Annotated in this window: 16 protein-coding genes and 1 pseudogene; 10 read left to right on the forward strand and 7 right to left on the reverse strand. The window is 62.6% G+C overall.

Annotated features, from left to right (window positions below; genetic code table 11):
* Window positions 1–3: 3 nt before the first annotated feature.
* Entirely contained in the window at window positions 4–438 is a 435-nt protein-coding gene (locus tag B2J77_RS16215; protein ID WP_078479019.1) for a hypothetical protein, read from the reverse strand.
* Window positions 439–613: 175 nt separating this feature from the next.
* Between B2J77_RS16215 and B2J77_RS16220 the strand changes: the two genes are divergently transcribed.
* Both B2J77_RS16220 and B2J77_RS16225 read left to right on the forward strand, forming a co-directional pair.
* Entirely contained in the window at window positions 614–1,561 is a 948-nt protein-coding gene (locus B2J77_RS16220; RefSeq protein WP_078479020.1) for a helix-turn-helix transcriptional regulator, read from the forward strand.
* A gap of 187 nt (window positions 1,562–1,748) precedes the next feature.
* On the forward strand, window positions 1,749–3,695 hold the full coding sequence (locus B2J77_RS16225) for a putative bifunctional diguanylate cyclase/phosphodiesterase (protein ID WP_058638586.1): 1,947 nt from the start codon (window positions 1,749–1,751) through the stop codon (window positions 3,693–3,695).
* 56 nt (window positions 3,696–3,751) lie between these two features.
* On the opposite strand, the gene B2J77_RS16230 is transcribed toward B2J77_RS16225, so the two are convergent.
* Window positions 3,752–4,684 (reverse strand): LysR family transcriptional regulator, encoded by a 933-nt coding sequence (locus tag B2J77_RS16230; protein WP_078479021.1) that lies wholly within the window; start codon window positions 4,682–4,684, stop codon window positions 3,752–3,754.
* Between the two features lie 138 nt (window positions 4,685–4,822).
* Here B2J77_RS16230 and B2J77_RS16235 point away from each other — a divergent pair, with 138 nt between their 5' ends.
* The 3 genes and pseudogenes from B2J77_RS16235 to B2J77_RS21955 all read left to right on the forward strand — a co-directional run bounded on the left by B2J77_RS16235 (window position 4,823) and on the right by B2J77_RS21955 (window position 8,227).
* A complete protein-coding gene (locus tag B2J77_RS16235; protein WP_058638597.1) occupies window positions 4,823–6,052 on the forward strand; it encodes an FAD-dependent oxidoreductase in 1,230 nt (409 codons plus the stop codon).
* Window positions 6,053–6,316: 264 nt separating this feature from the next.
* Window positions 6,317–7,108 (forward strand): annotated as a pseudogene (locus B2J77_RS21950) (cache domain-containing protein); the annotation flags it as partial.
* A 417-nt stretch (window positions 7,109–7,525) separates the two neighbouring features.
* Complete coding sequence (locus B2J77_RS21955; RefSeq protein WP_371921573.1) at window positions 7,526–8,227, forward strand: methyl-accepting chemotaxis protein; 702 nt, start codon at window positions 7,526–7,528, stop codon at window positions 8,225–8,227.
* A 296-nt stretch (window positions 8,228–8,523) separates the two neighbouring features.
* On the opposite strand, the gene B2J77_RS16245 is transcribed toward B2J77_RS21955, so the two are convergent.
* Window positions 8,524–9,417 (reverse strand): LysR family transcriptional regulator, encoded by an 894-nt coding sequence (locus B2J77_RS16245; RefSeq protein WP_078479023.1) that lies wholly within the window; start codon window positions 9,415–9,417, stop codon window positions 8,524–8,526.
* Between the two features lie 142 nt (window positions 9,418–9,559).
* Here B2J77_RS16245 and B2J77_RS16250 point away from each other — a divergent pair, with 142 nt between their 5' ends.
* Both B2J77_RS16250 and B2J77_RS16255 read left to right on the forward strand, forming a co-directional pair.
* A complete protein-coding gene (locus tag B2J77_RS16250) occupies window positions 9,560–10,960 on the forward strand; it encodes an amidohydrolase family protein (protein ID WP_078479024.1) in 1,401 nt (466 codons plus the stop codon).
* 11 nt (window positions 10,961–10,971) lie between these two features.
* Window positions 10,972–11,445: a DMT family transporter gene (locus B2J77_RS16255; protein ID WP_058638591.1), complete on the forward strand. Its 474-nt coding sequence runs from the start codon at window positions 10,972–10,974 to the stop codon at window positions 11,443–11,445.
* Window positions 11,446–11,614: 169 nt separating this feature from the next.
* On the opposite strand, the gene guaA is transcribed toward B2J77_RS16255, so the two are convergent.
* The 4 genes from guaA to B2J77_RS16275 form a co-directional block, all read right to left on the reverse strand.
* Complete coding sequence (gene guaA / locus B2J77_RS16260) at window positions 11,615–13,192, reverse strand: glutamine-hydrolyzing GMP synthase (protein ID WP_023533313.1); 1,578 nt, start codon at window positions 13,190–13,192, stop codon at window positions 11,615–11,617.
* Between the two features lie 110 nt (window positions 13,193–13,302).
* Window positions 13,303–14,772 (reverse strand): IMP dehydrogenase, encoded by a 1,470-nt coding sequence (gene guaB / locus B2J77_RS16265; RefSeq protein ID WP_058604466.1) that lies wholly within the window; start codon window positions 14,770–14,772, stop codon window positions 13,303–13,305.
* Window positions 14,773–14,906: 134 nt separating this feature from the next.
* Window positions 14,907–15,458, reverse strand: a complete 552-nt coding sequence (locus tag B2J77_RS16270) for a sugar ABC transporter ATPase (RefSeq protein ID WP_078479025.1) — start codon at window positions 15,456–15,458, stop codon at window positions 14,907–14,909.
* Between the two features lie 47 nt (window positions 15,459–15,505).
* On the reverse strand, window positions 15,506–16,267 hold the full coding sequence (locus tag B2J77_RS16275; protein ID WP_078479026.1) for a sulfite exporter TauE/SafE family protein: 762 nt from the start codon (window positions 16,265–16,267) through the stop codon (window positions 15,506–15,508).
* 100 nt (window positions 16,268–16,367) lie between these two features.
* Between B2J77_RS16275 and B2J77_RS16280 the strand changes: the two genes are divergently transcribed.
* From B2J77_RS16280 to B2J77_RS16290, 3 genes are read left to right on the forward strand one after another with little or no spacing between them, the layout of a single operon-like run.
* Entirely contained in the window at window positions 16,368–17,303 is a 936-nt protein-coding gene (locus B2J77_RS16280) for a LysR family transcriptional regulator (protein WP_078479027.1), read from the forward strand.
* Between the two features lie 48 nt (window positions 17,304–17,351).
* A complete protein-coding gene (xseA, locus tag B2J77_RS16285; RefSeq protein ID WP_058638594.1) occupies window positions 17,352–18,731 on the forward strand; it encodes an exodeoxyribonuclease VII large subunit in 1,380 nt (459 codons plus the stop codon).
* Window positions 18,732–18,734: 3 nt separating this feature from the next.
* A complete protein-coding gene (locus B2J77_RS16290; RefSeq protein ID WP_058604462.1) occupies window positions 18,735–19,562 on the forward strand; it encodes a M23 family metallopeptidase in 828 nt (275 codons plus the stop codon).
* The last annotated feature ends 182 nt before the right edge of the window (window positions 19,563–19,744 follow it).

The raw sequence follows: 19,744 nt of genomic DNA on the forward strand, positions 1-19,744 counted from the left end.
CGGTTATTTCTTGGCAGCCAGGTAATCGGTCAGGAACGCCTCGGCATTGCCTTGGTGCGACAGACCTTCCGAGTAGCCGACCTGACGCGGCTGCGCCTCGCCCGGCAGGTACAGCTCACCTCCCCACATGCCCTGGATGATCAGCACGACGAATTTCTTGCCGTCGACGTCGGTCCAGTAGCGGGTATCTTTGGCGGTCTTCTCGACGTGCATTTTCTGGATGCGCATATCCCAGTCGTGATCGACGCCTTCGACCTGCACCAGTGCCTCGTTGGCCGCGCGATCGCCGATGCGCAGCGTCCACACCTTGACCCCTTCAGTGCCCAGGTAGGCGACGACGTTCTTCGCTACGTCCGGGCGATCCTCGGCCAGGGCCTGACCGATACACAGTGTGAGCGCGGCAACCAGCAAGGCGGCCCATTTCCGATAAGCGAACATGATTTTGTTTCCTGATCTGCAACAAAACGCGTATTGAAGGACTCAATAGGCAGGCTGCCAACCCAGTTGCCCGTTCATCACAACAAACAGCGGGTTGGTCACAACGACTGTTGTCGAAAATGTGCGCGCGTTACCATTTCCGGCCGACGCTGCCCCACCGAGAAACCGAGTCTGCATGCAATCGCTAACCCCCTACCTGGATACCGCCTTCTGTTTCGACAGCCCTGGCTCCCTGGCCCAGGCAGGCGTGCTGGATGCGCGTGCCGCCCATGTCATGGGCAGTGCCACGGGGCATTATCGGGCACAGACCGTGCGCCAGGGCCTGCAGTACTTCGATTGCCACCTGCACTTTCCAGAGCCCCTGCGCATCGACAAGGTGCTGCCCGAGAGCCTGTGCATCGTGCAGATGTTCGACGGCGCCTGGCAGCACAAGGTCGATGGCAGGCTGAACCATTACGATACCGGTCGGCTGCACGTGCTTGGCCTGAGCGAGAGCCTCGAAGCCCAGGACCAGTTGCCGGTCGACAGCCATGCGCGCATGGCCGGCGTGCGCATTGCCGGTGACGCATTGCGCGAGCTGGCCCAGGACGATCCGCAGTTTCATCCGTTGCTGGCGTTGCTGGCCGATGGCATGCACTTCGACCAGTTGCCCCAGTGTCCCTCGCTCAGCCGCCTGTTCCAGCAGCTCTATCGCTCACCCTACAGCGGTAGCTTGCGCCGCCTGCACTATGAAAGCCTGAGCCTGGGGATCGTACTGGAGCTGGCCAGCCATCTGTCAGGCCAGGCCCTGACACCTGAGCCGCAGCAAGACGGTGGCCGCCGTGACCTGGCCCTGGAAACGCGTCGGCTGCTGGACACCAGCCCCACTGCCCCGCCGTCCGTCGCCGCCCTGGCCAAGCAGCTGAAGGTGAGCGAGACCACGCTGCGCCGAGCCTTCAGCCAGCAGTTTGGCTGTTCGATCCTGCAGTACATTCGCCAACAGCGCCTTGAGCTTGCGCGCATCCTGGTACTGGAGCGCAAATGGCAGATTTCGCAGATCGCCTATCATGTCGGCTATGCCAACCCGGCGAACTTCTGCCATGCCTACAAGGCCTATTTCGGGCACACTCCCGGCACGGAATGACCGGCGCTGCTCACCGTGGCGTTGCCAGGCGGGAACGAAATCAAAGTGCCACCAGTCTGAACGATTGCAGCAACCAGAGGCTCGGCCGATACGTTCCGTGAGAGCAGCGTTCTGCCCTGCTCGGTTCTAGCTGAAAAAGGCAATCCGTTCGGTTATTTATCTGGTTGTATTTTCAGAGCGTCGCCTGATGAAAAAAACACTGCTCGGCGTGCGAGCTTTGATGTCCGTACCCAAGGACAACCCCGACCTGGTCAAGGCGCAATACATCGCGCTGTCGCGCCAGCTGCCCATGATGTACTTCATCCTGCTGATCAACACGCTGATGCTGGCGGGCACCCACTTCACGGTGGCGCCGCGCTGGCTAGTGGTGTACTGCCCGATGATCATGACGTTGTTCGGCCTGGTCCGAGGCGTGGAGTGGATACGTACCCGCAGGCGCGTGCGCAGCCCGGCCCAAATGGTCATGGCACTCAAGCGCACCAACACGCTCGCCCCCTTCGTTGCCGTTGCCTTCACGGCCTGGTCCCTGGCGCTGTTCCCCTATGGCGACAGCTACACCCAGGCGCATGTCGCTTTCTACATGGCCATCACCGTGATCGGCTGTATTTTCTGCATGATGCACCTGCTGCCAGCGGCTTTGGCCACGACCGCCGTGGTCAACACCGCGTTCGTGGTGTTTTTCGCCTCCACTTCCATCATCACGTTTATTGCCACCGCGCTCGATGTGCTGCTGGTATCGATCGCCATGCTAGTCATCCTCAAGGCGCAATACACCGATTTCACCCGGCTGGTGAACATGCAGGCGCAGACGGCCAGGCTCAGCGAGGAAAACCTGCAACTGGCCAACCTGGACAGCCTGACCGGGCTTGCCAATCGCCGGCAGTTCTTCTCCCGCCTCGACACGCTGTTGCCCCATGCCGGCGAGCAGGACACTCGCCTGGCCGTCGGGCTGATAGACCTGGATGGCTTCAAGCCAGTCAACGACCTGTATGGCCACAGTGTGGGCGACAGGTTGCTGTATCAGGTCGGTCAGCGCCTCACCGAGATGCTCGACCAGGGTGTGCACCTGAGCCGGCTGGGGGGCGACGAGTTCGGCCTGATCATCACCCAGGCCCTGGATGACGAGCAGCTACGTGCCTTTGGCGAGAAGCTCTGCACGCGCATGCGCGAGCCGTTCGTGCTGGTAGACATCCCCATTCAGATCAGCGCGTCGCTGGGCATCGCCACCTTTCCAGATCAGGCTTCGTCAGCCACGCAAGCATACGAATATGCCGACTACGCGCTGTACCAGAGCAAGCGTCATCGCCCTGGCACGGCGTGCCTGTTCAGCGCTGCCCATCGCCAGCAACTCAATCGACAAGGGCTGACCGAGCAGGCCCTGCGCAGGGCGGACCTGGATCGCGAGTTTCACATGGTGTTCCAACCCATCGTGGATGTCCGCAGCGAGCGAACCGTTGCGTTCGAGGCACTGGCGCGCTGGGAAAGCCCAGAATTGGGTAATGTGCCACCCAGTGACTTCATCCCGATCGCCGAGCGCATCGGCATGGTCAATCGTCTCACCCTGCCTCTGCTGACCAAGGCACTGGACACGGCTGCCAGTTGGCCAGCAGGCATGCGCCTGTCCTTCAACCTCTCCACCCATGACTGTGGCTCGGAAGAGGCCGCCCAGCAGATCGTCGAGCTGATCAAGAGCAGCCGGTTCGACCCCACGTGCCTGGACCTGGAAATCACCGAAACCGCGGCCATCCAGGACCTGCCGCAGGCCCAGCGCGCCATCAGCCGCCTGCGTGAGCTGGGCTGCGGCATTTCCCTGGACGACTTTGGCACGGGCTACTCCAGCCTCAGCCAGATCCATGCGCTGTCGCTGACCAAGCTGAAGGTGGACCGCTCCTTCGTCACCGGCATCCAGCTCAACCCGGCCAGCTTGAAGATCGTCAAGTCGCTGATTGCGCTGTGCCAGGACATGCAACTGGAATGCATCGTCGAGGGCGTGGAAACCGCAGCAGAACTCAGCACTCTGAAAACCCTGGGCTGCACCTGGGCGCAAGGCTACCTGTTCTCAAAGCCCATGCGCCCCAACGCGATCGGGGCGTGGCTTGAGGCCGAGCAATTGGCCAGGGTGCAGGCGATCTGACTGACCGCGCTTTGGGCCGTGACAGCCTGCCGATGTAACCGCGCGTCCAGCCTTGATCAAGCGCTGGTAGAACCGCTTGGCGAGCTGTGCAACGCCTCCAACCGCTCCTGAATGAACGCCAGCAGGGCTCGCACCCGCGCCGTCACTGAATGGCGGTGGCTGTATGCCGCCAGCAACTGCAAGGGTGCCGGGCACAGGTCCAGCACCACCTCCTGCAACCGGCCAGCCGTCAGATCCTCCTGGCACGGATGAGCCGCCACAATCGCAAAGCCTATCCCCTGCCGCGCGCCTGCCACGGCCAACTCACCGCTGTTGACGCGGTAACGGCTGCGCACCGGCACCTTGACGGTTTCGCCCCTGGCGCCCTGAAACTGCCAGGGCTGACCTCCGAGCGCGCTGAGCGTGGTGATGCAAGGCAGCGACTTCAACGCTCGCACGTGCTGCGGGATACCCGTGCGCGCGAGCAGAGACGGGGCAGCGACCACGATGCTCGGTAAGCAGGCGAGCTGGCAGGTGATGAACTCGCTGTCTTCCTGGCGGCCACGGTGAAAGAGGATGCACAGGTCCACGTCCTCACGCAGCACTTCCAGCCCAGTCACCCGGGTATCGCACTCAAGCTCGATGCCAGGGTGCAGGCTGCAGAATTCGGCCAGGATGGGCGCCAATAGCCTGGGGGCCTCACCTGGCATGCACAGCTTCAGTGGCCCTCGCAGCTCGCGCTGTACAGCACCGAGTTCTTCCTGGGTGCAGTGCAAGGCGTCGAGCAAGGGCTTGGCTCGCGCGTACAACAGCCGCCCCGCTTCGGTCATGCGCAGATGCCGGGTGCTGCGCTCAAGCAGGCGCGTACCGAGCTGTCGCTCCAGTGAAGCGACATGGCGACTGACATTGGAAGACGGCATGGCCAGCGCACGCGAGGCGCCGACAAAGCTCTGCTCATCCACCACCGCTGCATAGACACGGACCGCATTCAGATCGAGCTCATTGCGCACTGACTATCCCACCTGAGGTATGAAAACGTCCCATTTTTGCACGCTAGTGATCTGGGAAGGGGAAATCTACGATGGTCCTTTGCCCCAGGCGTCCAGTGACCTGGCGCGGGGCAGCGGATGAACAAGGAGGGCTGGAACGTGGACATTGCGATAGTGGGTGCAGGCATTGCAGGGCTGAGCGCAGCGTTGGCGTTGCGCAAGCAGGGCTTCAGCCCGCGGGTCTTTGAGCGCCGTAGGATGCCAGCAGCCGGAGGCGCCGGTGTGACGCTTTGGCCCAATGCCAGCTTTGTGCTGGAGCAGCTCGGCGTGTTGCAGGACATCCAGGCCGTTGGCGGCAGGCCCCTTGCCATGCGCCGGTACGATGCAGCCGGCAATGCGTTGGGAGGCCTGGACATCGAATTGCTGGACCGAACCATGGGCTACCCCACCGTTACGGTGCTGCGCCGGGATTTGCAGGACGTGTTGCTCGCCCATGCACGACGGATGGGGATTGCAGTCGAATTCGGGCACCAGGTAATGGCCATCGACCTGGATGCCCAGGGCAAGGCGGTGGCACGCTTCGAGACGGGTACACGCATCTGCCCGGAGGTGCTGATCGGTGCAGACGGACGCATGGCCTCGGTGACGCGCCAGTTCGTCGCGGGTGACAATACCCCGCGCTATCAAGGGTTCGTGAACTGGATCGGCGTGGCACAAGGGTCGGGGGCGCTGGTGGACGATGTGTCGATCCAGGATTACTGGGGAACGGGGCAGCGCTTTGGTGCGGTGGCAGTTCGACCGGACCTGGTGTATTGGGCCGCAGCGCAAGCATGCCCGTTGAACGAAGGGGCTGGCCGAGCCGATGATCGGGCGCAGGTCGAGCACAGGTTCGCCCAATGGCCCGAGCCCGTTTCACGCATCATTCGGGCAACCTCCGAACAGGCCATCCGGCGCATCGCGGTCCACGACCTGGAACCGCTGCACACGTGGAGCCGCGCGAACGTGCTGTTGATCGGCGACGCTGCGCATGCGCCATTGCCCACCTCCGGGCAAGGCGCTTGCCAGGCCCTGGAAGACGCCTGGCACCTGGCTCGCTGCCTGGCCGGTGCCGGCAACGAACCCACCGAGGCTTTTGAGGTATTTACCAGGACGCGCGCCCCTAAAACCGCACGGCTTTCGGAACAGGGCCGGGGCTTTGCACGTGCCTTGTTCGCGACGGACGCCGAAACGTGTCGGTTGCGTGATGCGAGGGTCAGTGCGTGCGACCCAGCGCGGGACGTGCAGGTATTGGCTGCGGGGTGGGCGCAGGGTTTGCCGATGGCAGGAGGGATGCTCAATACGCCATTGACGGAAGACGGCCGGGACAGCGTTTATCGTTTGAGAGGATGACGATGCTTGATGCACATCAGGAGGTGTGCGCGGATTTGGCTGATTCCCCCTCGATTCATCGCCTTTTTGTCACCATCGGTCGTCCGCTCATGCGAAACATGATGTAGCAACTCAACTATCGGGCCGGGCTGCCGTAATCATTGAGAGCCAACCTAAATTTTGTGGAGCTTCAGCATGTCGCTACTTCCCAATCGCATCTCCGGGCGCATGACGCTGGGAATCCTGACGTTGCTGGCACTCACCGCCTTGGCGATCTATTCAGTCATGACCCTGGGCGGCAAACCTGAGTTGGTGGCAGCCGGCACCGAGGCGGCGGAACAGTCGGCCAGCGCCATCACCCGCCAGCTGGCCATGCAGGTGAACCGCATCGAGGGCACCACGACGGCCATGGCGCACCTGGCCGAGACCCTGCCCCGCGACGAAAACCTGATCAAGGCCAACCTGCCTAATGTGATCGACAGCCAAGGTGATACCGCCATCGCAGGCGGCGGGCTGTGGCCAGAGCCCAACGGCTTCGTTGCCGGTACCGAACGCCGCAGTTTCTTCTGGGCACGCAACGCCAGCAACGGGTTGGATTACTCGGACGAGTACAACGCTGCGCAAACGGCGCCGTATCAGGCTGAGTCGTGGTACACCGGCGCCAAAGCCGCGCCATTGGGTCGCTGTGTCTGGTCGGACGGGTATCAGGACCCGGTCAGCGGCGTAGCCATGACGACCTGCAGCGTGCCCTACCACGCCCAGGGCGCGTTTGCCGGGGTCGCCACCATTGACCTGAAGCTCGACGGTCTTGCCGCCTTCCTCAAAGCCAACGGCAATGTCACCGGTGGCTACGCCTTTGCGGTGGACGCGTCCGGTAATTTGCTGTTCTTCCCTGATGCAAAGAGCGCCAAGGGCTTGCAGACCCTTGCCGGCCTGAGCCAGGAACAACCGTGGTTCAAGCCAGTGGCCGATAGCCTGACGAGCAAGCCGGCTGGCACCACCACCCTCTACCTGGATAACGATGCGCGCCTCGATGGGCCGGCCTACGTCACATTGGCCACCATGGAAGGTACGGGCTGGCGCATTGGTCTGGTCACCCCCGAGGCCCGTGTGGTCGGCCTGGCGAACAAGCTCACTGGCCAGATCCTGCTGTTCCTGCTGCCATTGCTGGCCGTTTTGCTGGGGCTGGCATGGCTGGCTGGCAAACGGCTGCTCACCCAGATAGAGGAAACCACGGCGCAAATCGAGAACCTGGGTCAAGGCGGCCAGGCGGGTGCTCAACTGGAGGTTATGCGCAATGACGAACTGGGCGCGCTGCGCACGGCCGTCAACCAGTATGCAGGCTCTCTGCAGGCCATGCTCCGTCACATTGCCGAGGAGTCGATGTCACTGGAAGAGCGAGCCAATGAGCTGGCGCAACTGTCCACCGGCCTGGCCGATCGGGCGGAGGCGCAACGGGTGGACAATACCCTGCTCGCTACCGCCATCACCGAAATGTCGGCCAGCGCCAATGAGGTCGCGCGCAACACCACGGACTGCTCGGACACAGCCCGCAGCTCATTGGTCGAAGCGCAGAAGAGTCAGGACCAGGTCAACCGCAACGGTGAATCCATCGAAAGCCTGGCGACCGACATCTCGGGCGCGGCCACAGCGATCACCCAGCTGGGCGAAGACATCGAACGCGTAGGCGGCGTGCTGGAGGTGATCAAGTCGATCTCCCAGCAGACCAACCTCTTGGCGCTCAACGCTGCCATCGAGGCCGCACGCGCTGGCGAACAAGGTCGCGGCTTTGCCGTAGTAGCCGATGAGGTGCGCACCCTTGCCGGCCGCACGCAGACGTCTGCCAACGAAATCCAGGAAATGATCACTCAGTTACGCGAGGCATCGAACGCTGCCGTCACCACCATGCAGAACGGCGCGCAGCGCACCCGCGAGTCGGTGCAGCAAGCCGTGGGCGTGGCCACTACCCTGGGTACCACAGTGGGCAGTTTCGACGACATCGTCCAGCGCGCCCAGCAGATCGCCGTCGCCGCCCAGGAGCAGAGCCACGTAACGCAGGAAATCAACGAGCTGGCGGTACGGATCCATGCAGCCAGCGAGGAAGGTGCCCGGGATGCAAGTGCGCTCAGGGAATTGGGCAAGGGGATGCAGTCGATTTCGGCGCGGCTGGGCGGGTTGAGTCGCGGTGGTCGTTAGGGCCTAGGGCCTGACCGTCAGGCGTTGAGGGCGCTAGCCTACCGCGCAGTGCTCAGGCGCTGCCAGGTATACGTGAACAGGGTCGCCAAGCGGCCCTTTCCATTCTGAATAGGGCTCGGACAAACTACCGCTGCCAATGAAGCTAACTGCCGGCACCGACCACTGCATGTCATCTGCCTGAGCCCGGCAGATTCAGAATACGTTCTCGAGACCGTAGCTCGAGCCTCCCATAGCGGGCAAAGCCGCAACTCGGCAAGACGACTGCAGGACTCAGGGTACTGTGAAGGGGCAATCACTCATTTGTTTCCGATCAGCCCACCTATCCAATCAGCGAACGAACTCACAGCGGGCGAAAGAAATCGCTGGTGTGGGTATAGCAGGCTCACCTGCACCGGAGCCGGCTGCCAATCGGCGAGCACTTCAATCAACCGCCCTTGCTGCAGATGCTCGCTCACCACGTTCTCGGCGAGCTGAATCAACCCGAACCCATCAAGGCACATTTTGATGTAGAGCCCGGTCTCGTTGACGGCGGCCGTACCGCTTACCAAAACCGAGATCTTTTCCGTATCGCGTGCGAAGCGCATTTCACCTGCGTGTTTCGCGCCGCTCGAAAAGTAGTGAATAGCCCGGTGGTGCGATAAGTCATGGGGTGTTTGCGGGATGCCGTTTTCCTTGAGGTAGGCGGCTGACGCACAGGTCACCCAACGAAATCGGCCAAGTGGGCGCGCGACCAAGGTTGAGTCATGGAGCTCACCTGTACGAATAACGCAATCGATACCCTCCTGAAGCAGATCAACCTGTCGATCGTTCACGCCGATCATCAGATAGATATCCGGATAGCGCCGATAAAAGTCGCGCAGGCTCGGCATGACAATGGAGTGCGCAACGCCACCAGGCATGTCGACGCGCAAACGCCCCTGCGGCCGTTTTACGGAATCCGCCAGGCTGCTCTCCGTGTGTTCGATCAGTTCAAGAATCTCCCGGCATTGCGCCAGATATTGTGCGCCTTCAGGTGTAAGGCTGACCCGCCGCGTTGTTCGGTTGAGCAGACGCACCTGCAAGTACTTTTCCAGGTTCTTGACACTGCTGGTCACAGTCGAAGCGGGTAAGGAGAGCGTCTGCGCCGCTTGGGTAAAGCTTCCCGCTTGCGCTACGCGTACGAAAATCTGCATCGCCTGAATTCGATCCACGACGGTTGATAACCTCAAACAGTGATCAGGGACAGCCTTATTATTCGTCCAAATTGAATAATAAAAACAGTTTATCCATATTTTTCCCGCAGTGTTGCCTTGCGTACATTTCTTGCAATCACATTTGAAGAGGTGTACCTCAATGGCTAAATACAATCGCGGCATCGTACAGGCGCAGACCGCACCGGTTGCCCGCACACTCATCCAAGGCGCCACTGTACTGAGTATGGATGGCGACATCGGCAATCTGGTACGCGGCGACATTCTCATCGAAGGCAGCACCATCAAGGCCATTGGTGAACATCTCGAAGCTGGCGACGCTATGGTGATCAATGCATCCGGCATGATCGCCATGCCCGGCATGGTCGACACGCACCGCCACTCGTGGGAAGGGCAACTGCGCCGGATCAATCCCAACGCAGCCACATTGGAGGACTACTGCAACGCCACTCACTTCTCGTTCGCCAAATACTATCGCCCGGCGGACATGTACATCGGCAACTTGCTGAGTGCGTTAGGGTGCATCGATGCCGGCATCACGACCTTGGTGGACAACTCGCATAACAGCCGCACCGGTGCACACTCCGACGCCGCCGTCGAGGCGCTGCTTGATGCAGGTATACGCGCGGTACATGCCTCCGGGGCGCCGGTGGCGGGTGAGTGGGATAAAGCCCACTGGCCGGGCAACCTGGAGCGTTTGCAGGAAAAATACATCAAGCACGGTGATAACCCGTTGCTTTCGCTGGCGGTGATGGCGCAGCTGGAACCTGAGCTGTGGGCTGAAGCCAGACGCCTGGGGCTGCCGATCATCACCGAGTTTTTTGGTGGGGACATGGCGGCGCAATTGCCAGAATTGCATCGTAAAGGTCTGCTGCGATCCGATAACATCTTCAACCACTGCACCGCGCTGCCGGACGCCGGCTGGGAAATCCTTCGCGAAGCTGGGGTGCGAGTCAACGTATGCCCACGCTCAGATGCCCATTACGGCATTGAAGATGGAATGTTCGCCATGCAGTCGGCCCAGCGTCACGGCATCAGCCCGGGACTGAGTGTTGACAACGAAACCTCCTACAGCGGCGACATGTTCATGGAAATGCGGGTGGCGTTCTACCTGCAACGTGTCATGGGCATGCACCAGCAACGTTGCTGCGGTGAGGACCATCATCCGGTGGTGACGCTGCCCGCCCACAGTCTGCTCAAATCCGCGACTATCGACGGCGCCTTCTGTGCCGGCTTGCAGGACAAAGTCGGCAGCCTGGTTGCGGGTAAACAGGCAGACCTGATCCTGATCAACGCACAGGACATCAACCTCTATCCTGTAGGTAATGCTTTCGGCACCGTGGTACATGCCGCCGAGCGCAGCAATGTCGATACGGTCATGATTGGCGGGCGAATCGTCAAACGCGACGGCAAGGTATTGGGTGTGGACAGTGAGAGGCTGCGTGCGGCGATCGATGAGTCACGTGAGCATCTATTCGCTGCAACAGGCTATGCGCCGGATATGTTTGCCGAGACGTTCCTCCCGTTCGACTCAGCCAACTAAGAGGGCACGAGATGAACGTAGCCTACTATGTGTTGGCCATCGCTGCGGGGCTCGGCATTACGCTGCAGACCACACTCAACGGCCAGCTCGCTAAAGGTGTAGGTGGAGACTCCGTTGCGGCGGCACTGTTCTCGTTCACTGCCGGCGCAGTGTGCCTGTGCATTTACGCATTGATGCGCGGAGGAATAGCGGCCTCACTGGCCGCGATTCCTGCCCAGCCCCTGTGGAGCCTGCTGGGCGGTTTGCTGGGGGCGAGTGCGCTGCTTAGCTATGTGGTGCTTGCACCGAAGATAGGCCTGTCCGCCCTGCTCGGCCTCGCTATCGCCGGGCAAATCGTTTCATCACTGGTCATCGATCATTTCGGCTTGATGGGGGCATTGGAAAGGCCAGTGTCTCCCATCAAGTTGGCTGGGGCGGTGGTGATGCTCGCAGGCTTGGCTATCGCGTTGTTCGGTGACAGGTGGTCAGCGGTTTTCTCTCACTGAGCGTCTTGATTACGCCGGATCCAGCTGGTACCCGCACCATGCCAAAAAATCATGCTGATGCTGGGAAACATTGCCTGTACTTGCCAGACCCAAAAAGCCAAAAGCCCGCAATTACGCGGGCTTCAGGGCATTTTTTGCTAGATCGTACCGGGCAGTGCCGGACGCGGGATCATTCCCACTCAATCGTCGCCGGCGGCTTGCTCGACACGTCGTAGGTCACCCGCGAGATACCGTCGATCTCGTTGATGATGCGGCCACTGACGGTTTCCAGCAGTTCGTAAGGCAGATGAGCCCAACGAGCGGTCATGAAGTCCACGGTCTCGACGGCACGCAGGGCCACAACCCATGCATAGCGACGGCCGTCGCCCACGACGCCAACCGACTTGACCGGCTGGAACACCACGAAGGCCTGGCTGGTCTTGTGGTACCAATCAGCCTTGCGCAGTTCTTCGATGAAGATGTGGTCCGCGCGACGCAGAATGTCGGCGTACTCTTTCTTCACTTCACCCAGGATGCGCACACCCAGGCCCGGGCCTGGGAACGGGTGGCGGTAGACCATGTCGTAAGGCAGGCCGAGCTCCAGACCGATCTTGCGCACTTCGTCCTTGAACAGCTCACGCAGCGGTTCGACCAGCTTGAGGTTCATTTCCTCCGGCAGGCCACCCACGTTGTGGTGGGACTTGATCACGTGGGCCTTGCCGCTCTTGGCGCCGGCCGATTCGATCACGTCCGGGTAGATGGTGCCCTGGGCGAGGAACTGGATGTTCGGCAGCTTGCTGGCCTCGGCATCGAAGATGTCGATGAAGGTGCGGCCGATGATCTTGCGCTTCTTCTCCGGGTCGGCTTCGCCGGCCAGGTTGTCGAGGAACTGCTGTTCAGCGTCGGCACGGATCACCTTGACGCCCATGTTCTCCTTGAACATGGCCATCACCTGGTCACCCTCGTGCAGGCGCAGCAGGCCGTTGTCGACGAACACGCAGGTCAGCTGGTCGCCGATGGCGCGGTGCAAGAGGGCCGCGACCACCGAGCTGTCCACGCCGCCGGAGAGGCCCAGCAGGACGTTGGCCGAACCCACTTGCTCACGCACCTGGGCGATGGCGTCCTCGACGATGTTGGACGGGGTCCACAGGGCTTCACAGCCGCAGATGTCCTGCACGAAACGGGACAGGATGCGACCGCCCTGCTTGGTGTGGGTCACTTCCGGGTGGAACTGCACGCCGTAGTAGCCGCGTGTGTCGTCGAACATGCCAGCGATCGGGCAGCTCGGGGTGCTGGCCAGTACGTGGAAACCGGTCGGCAGTTGGGTGACCTTGTCACCGTGGCTCATCCACACGTCCAGGCCCAGTACGCCGTCGGCGTCGATATGGTCCTCGATGCCGTCGAGCAGGCGGCTCTTGCCGACCACGTCCACGCGGGCATAACCGAACTCACGCAGGTCAGACCCTTCGACCTTGCCGCCCATCTGTTCGGACATGGTCTGCATGCCGTAGCAGATGCCCAGCACAGGCACATTCAGGTCGAACACGGCCTGGGGTGCACGGGGGCTGTTGGCTTCGTGAACCGACTCGGGGCCACCGGCGAGGATGATGCCGCGCGGGTTGAATTCGCGGATCGCTTCATCGTCCATGTCGAACGGGTGCAGTTCGCAATACACGCCGATCTCGCGCACGCGGCGGGCGATCAGCTGGGTGTACTGGGAGCCGAAATCGAGGATGAGGATCCGGTGAGCGTGAATATCGAGGGCCATGGGGAATCTCTGATTCAGCTGCGAGCTTGAAGCTGCAAGCTGCAAGTTGATCGGGGAAAACGCAGTGGCTGCGCGAACGCAGCCACCGTCTGGAGCTTACCGCTGAGCTATCAGCCAACCCGGTAGTTGGGGGCTTCTTTGGTGATCTGCACGTCGTGAACGTGGGATTCGGCCATGCCGGCGCCCGTGATGCGCACGAACTCCGGCTTGGTGCGCATCTCGTCGATGGTGGCACTGCCGGTGTAGCCCATGGACGAACGCAGGCCGCCCATCAGCTGGTGAATGATCGCAGCCAGTGCGCCTTTGTACGGCACACGGCCTTCGATACCTTCGGGGACCAGCTTCTCGGCACCGGCCGAGGAGTCCTGGAAGTAACGGTCGGAGGAGCCTTGCGACTGCGCCATGGCGCCCAGCGAACCCATGCCACGGTAGGCCTTGTAGGAGCGGCCCTGGAACAGTTCGACTTCGCCCGGGGCTTCTTCGGTACCGGCGAACATAGAACCCATCATCACGCAACTGGCACCGGCGACGATGGCCTTGGACAGGTCACCAGAGAAGCGGATACCGCCGTCGGCAATCAGTGGCACACCGGTGCCTTCCAGGGCAGCGGCGACGTTGGCGATGGCGCTGATCTGCGGCACGCCGACGCCGGCTACGATACGGGTGGTGCAGATCGAGCCAGGGCCGATACCGACCTTGACCGCATCAGCGCCCGCCTCGGCCAAGGCCTTGGCAGCAGCGCCGGTGGCGATGTTGCCGCCAATCACCTGCACCTGCGGGTAGGTTTGCTTGACCCAGCGCACGCGCTCGATCACGCCTTTGGAGTGCCCGTGAGCGGTGTCGACCACGACCACGTCAACGCCAGCGGCTACCAGGGCGGCAACACGCTCGCCGGTGTCCTTGCCGGTGCCGACTGCAGCGCCAACGCGCAGACGACCCTGGTCGTCCTTGCTGGCCAGTGGGTAGGCCTTGGCCTTCTCGATGTCCTTGACGGTCATCATGCCCTTGAGGCTGAAGTGCTCGTCGACGATCAGCACTTTCTCGAGGCGGTGCTTGTGCAGCAGCTCGCGCACCTCGTTCTTGTCCGCGCCCTCGCGGACGGTGACCAGGCGTTCCTTGGGCGTCATCACTTCGCGGACCTTGGCGTCCAGGCGGCTTTCGAAGCGCACGTCGCGGGAGGTCACGATACCGACCAGGTCACCGTTTTCCAGCACAGGCACGCCGGAAATGTTGTTCAGGCGCGTCAGGTCGAACAGGTCGCGCACGGTGGCGTCGGCCTCGATGGTGATCGGGTCCTTGACCACGCCAGCCTCGAACTTCTTGACCTTGCGCACTTCGCCGGCCTGCTGCTCGATGGTCATGTTCTTGTGGATGATGCCGATGCCGCCTTCCTGGGCCATGGCGATGGCCAGGCGCGCTTCGGTGACGGTGTCCATGGCAGCGGAGACCAGCGGGATGTTCAGCTCGATGCCACGGGTCAAACGGGTCTTGAGACTGACTTCATTGGGCAGTACCTCGGAATAACCAGGTACAAGGAGAATATCGTCGAAGGTCAGGGCTTCTTGGCTGATACGCAACATCGCGGGGGCTCCCGGGCGGGAAAAATGGAAGCGCGCCATTATACTCATGCGTGCCCTGCCACTCAATGTAAATCAAGCCTGAAGTTACAAGTGGCCGTTGCCGCCCTGCGCACCAAAGCCCTGCTCCGCCCTCGTCAGGCGAGCCGGACCTGCACCACGGCCACCGGTTGGTCCAGCCAGTCGGCGAAGCTGTCGATGAAGGCCTGGGTGAACCCGGCATCGCCCCAGTTGTTGAAGATGAAGCCCAGGTTGGAGAAGGCGCAGGGTTGCAGGAACAAAAAACCGTTGATGTCGTCTTCGAACCCGCACAGCGGGCAGGTGAAGTTGTCACTGACCCCGGGCATCCACTCTTCCAGGCTGTCGAACAACGGCTCGCCCACTTCCCGCCGGCACTGCGGGCAGCCCGCCTCTTCCTTGAAGCCTTCGGTGGGCGTATAGATGCAGCGCTTGAGCATCACCTCAAGGCCGTTGACCGGCGTATCGAAGGGCAGTTTTTCGGGGTGCAGCGCCACTTGGCGGGCACCTGGCCCAAGGGCATGGGCCATACGGTTGCCGGTACGCCCGCAGGTGGTCAGCTGCTCTTGCACGATCTTTTCGCGGACCAGCCAGCGCAGGATGGCGCGGGCGCGGGCCTCGTGCACCGGGACGGTGGACTGCCTGGGAACGATGATGCTTTGGGTATTCATGAGCGGACAAGCCTTGGATCGGGTAGTCGGCCAATTCTAACCCCTGCTCAAGCGCTCACATAGCGAGCGATGAGCGCCAGGCCGCTGGCCAACACCAACCAGGTGACCAACCGGACGAAGGCCTCGCGTGACAGCCTGTGCGTGAGCCTGCGCCCAGCCCATAGACCGATGACCATCACCGGCAGCAGGCAGGCCGCCATCAGCAGCAGTTGTCGATCGGCGTAGACACCGGCAACAAGGAACAGCGTCAGGCGCACCAAGGTGCTGCAACTGATCAACGCGCTCTGGGTGGCGCGTACCTGCTCCTTGTCGGGCAGGCGAGCGCTCAGGTAAAGGGCGTAGAGAAACCCGCCGCTGCCGAACAAGGCGCCGAACAACCCGCCCACGGTACCCATCGGTGCCGCCCACCACCCGGCAAGCGACGCCGGGCGTACCTTCAGCGCCAGGCTATAGAGGGCATAGGCCGTGATGAACAGGCCCATCAGCAGCATCAGCAGGTCCGACTTGAGCTGCAGCAGGAACGCAACGCCCAGGGTGCACCCCAGCGCCATGAACGGCAGCAGGCGCAGCAGTTCGCCCCGTACCACATCGCGCCGTGAGGGCAACAGGTTGCCGAACGCCGCTACGAAATCGAGTAACACCAGCAAGGGAATGATCTGCGACAGCGGCATGAAATGGATCAGCACCGGGCCTGCCACCAACGCCGTGCCGAAGCCGGCGATGCCGAACACCACATAGGCCGCCGCGGTACCCAACACGATGGGTAGCCAGTCAAGCCCCGAGAACGGCATAGCGAGGTCAGCGAGCATTGGCGCATTGTCCTTGAAGGTTCAGCGCACCATAACCAAACCCGCGCTATCCCGGCTAATATGCAATCTCGCCCTGATCCATCTCGAAATGGCATCGCTCATGATCTCGACCCGCCAGCTGCGTTACTTCGTGGAAATCGCCGAATGTGGCAGCTTCAGCGCCGCCGCCGAACGACTGTATGTCGCCCAGTCCGCCCTCAGTCGCCAGGTGCGCGAGCTCGAACTGCAGCTGGACACCGCGTTGTTCGAGCGCACGGCCAGGTTGCCTCGCCTGACCGATGCGGGCCGGGCGTTCCTGCCGCGCGCGCGCAACCTGCTGCTGGACCTGGACAAGGCTGGCGAGCTGGCCCGAGCCGTCGGCCAGGGCCTGTGCGGCAGCCTGAACATCAGCCACTCCAGCACGGTGCCGCTGACCGGTCGGCTGCTCGAGCACCTGGGTGATTACCTGCGGACAAACCCTGATGTGAGCATGGAGATCGCCCAGTTGTCCTCCGAAGGGCAGCTTGCAGCACTGGCCGAAGGTCGCCTGGACATCGGGCTGCTGAGGCTGCCGGTGCTGCGCCAGCACGATGGGTTGAGCATCGAGCCGTTGTTCGAAGAGCCCCTGCTGTTGGCGCTCGCCCCTACCCATGAACTGGCGGAGCGTGATTGCATTGCCTTGGCGGAGCTTTCCAGCCAGCCGTTCATCTCCATTCCCCACCACCAACGCGGTGGCCTGAGCTACCTGTCTGCCGAGCTGTGCATGGCGGCGGGGTTCTTTCCCCAGCCTGCGCGGGTGGTGTCGCGCAAGACCACCCAGTTGCAGCTGATCCAGGCGGGGTTCGGGGTGGCCTTGCTGCCACGCTGCATGCAGGACATCGCCCCTGCGGCGCTGCGGTTCATCCCGCTGATGGACCCCGGCTGCGTCAGCACCGTCGCCATCGCCCACCGCCGCGATGCCGGGCTACTGGTGAGTCAGTTCATCGAGCACATGACCTGCGCAGCGTCGGCAATCGGTACGCCAGGGCAGGCACCGGCGACCCAGGCCAGCTCCTGATCGACCGGGCACGACACCCGGCCCCCTCATCCTTTATAGTGCCTTCCCATGATCAAAGACCCTTTCGAACGCCTCGGCCTTGACCGTGATGTGCTCACCGTCAGCCAACTCAATGGCCGCGCCCGGGTGCTGCTGGAAGACGTGTTCCGCAGCGTATGGGTGGAGGGCGAGATTTCCAACCTGGCCCGGCCGGCCTCCGGCCACATGTACTTCACCCTCAAGGACAGCGGTGCCCAGGTGCGCTGCGCTCTCTTCCGGCAGAGCGCCACGCGGGTGCGCCAGGCACTGCGTGACGGCCTGGCGGTACGGGTGCGCGGCAAGGTGTCCCTGTTCGAAGGCCGTGGCGACTACCAGCTGATCCTCGATACCGTGGAGCCTGCCGGCGATGGTGCGCTGCGCCTGGCCTTCGAGGCGCTCAAGGAAAAGCTTGGCGCCGAGGGCCTGTTCAGCACCGACAGCAAGCGAGCGCTGCCTGCGCACCCCCAGCGTATCGGCATCATCACCTCCCCGACCGGGGCCGTGATCCGCGACATCATCAGTGTGTTCGCCCGCCGTGCGCCCCAGGTGGAGTTGAACCTGATCCCCACTGCCGTGCAGGGCCGCGAAGCCATCGCCCAGATCGTGCGGGCCATTCGCCTGGCCGACAGCCGCGGTTTCGACGCCTTGATACTGGCCCGCGGCGGCGGTTCACTGGAAGACCTGTGGTGCTTCAACGAGGAAGCCGTGGCGCGTGCCGTGGCCGCGTGCAAGACGCCGATCGTGAGCGCCGTGGGCCATGAAACCGACGTGTCGATCAGCGACTTCGTGGCCGATGTGCGGGCCCCTACCCCGTCTGCTGCGGCCGAGCTGCTTGCGCCCGACAACAGCGGCCTGCAGCATCGCCTGGACGGCCTGCAACGGCGCCTGACCCTGCGCATGCAGAACCGGTTGGTGCATGATCGCCTGCGCCTGGAGTCCCTGATTCGCCGCCTGCGCCATCCGGGCGAGCGCCTGCGTCAGCAGGCTCAGCGCCTGGATGACCTGGACATGCGCCTGCGCCGTGCCTTCCTGCATAACCTCAATCAACGCCGCGAGCGCCTGGTGCGCCTGGAGACACGTCTGGCCGCGCAACATCCCGGGCGTACTCTGGCTTTGCTGGGCCAGCGCCTGGACAGCCTGGCCGAGCGACTGCCCCGGGCCATGCGTGACGTGCTCAAGGACCGGCGCCAGCGCTTCCAGGCCCAGTTGCAGACCCTGCAGATCGTCAGCCCGCTGGCGACGCTGGCGCGCGGCTACAGCATCCTGCTCGACGAACAAGGCCAGGCCATCCGCAGCGCCGAACAGACGCGCAACGGCCAGCGCCTGACTGCACGCCTGAACGAAGGCGAGCTGCAGGTGCGGGTCGAAGACAATCACCTGACTCCGGTCACGCTCTCACTTCTGGACTGACACATGCCCCGCTTGCTCGCGTCACTGCTCGCCCTCGCCTTCACCGTCCTGAGCGCCACAGCCCAGGCCAGCTACATCACGCGCACGCTGAACAAACCGGTGCCTGGCGGCGTTGCCGTGGTCGACCTGGGGCCGGCAGCCAGTGCTCCCAGCGCACGCTTCGATGGCAAGCCCGTGCTGGTGGTCAAGGAACAGGACAACTGGCTGGCCATCGTTGGCATCCCCCTGACTCAGAAGCCTGGGCAGGCGGTGGTGCAGCAGGGCAGCCGAAGCCTGCCTTTCACCGTGGGGCACAAGCAGTACCCCGAACAGCGCATCACCTTGAAGAACACCCGCCAGGTCAACCCCAATCCGGCCGACCTCAAGCGCATCGATCGCGAACTGGCCGAGCAGATCAAGGCCTACCGCAGCTTCAGCCCGGCATTGCCGAGCAACCTGATCCTCGACAAGCCGGTCAACGGGCCGCTGTCGAGCAAGTTCGGCGTGCGCCGGTTCTTCAATGGCGAGGAACGCAACCCCCATGCGGGGCTGGATTTTGCCGTACCGGCGGGGACGCCGATCAAGACGCCTGCCAACGGCAAGGTGATTCTGGTGGGCGATTACTTCTTCAATGGCCGCACGGTGTTCGTTGATCACGGGCAGGGCTTTATCAGCATGTTCTGCCATATGTCCCGTATCGACGTGCAGAACGGGCAGTCGCTGCGCCGTGGTGATGTGGTCGGGCGCGTGGGCTCAACGGGGCGCGCTACCGGGCCGCACATGCACTGGAACGTCAGCTTGAACGATGCGCGTGTTGACCCGGCGATCTTCATCGGTGCCTTTCAGCCCTGAGGCAGGGTTGACACTTCGTTGAGTGACGTTTGGGCCGCCCCGCAATACGGGCGGCGCTTGCCACAACGCAGGGCCCAGGAGGTCCTCACGCGACTGACACACCATTGCGCCAAAGAAAAATACCGCGCAACAAAACCTAAGTATTTTACTGGTATCAACAAGTAGATCTCGCCATATCACTT

This window comes from Pseudomonas parafulva, from assembly GCF_002021815.1.
GTDB lineage: Bacteria > Pseudomonadota > Gammaproteobacteria > Pseudomonadales > Pseudomonadaceae > Aquipseudomonas > Aquipseudomonas parafulva_B.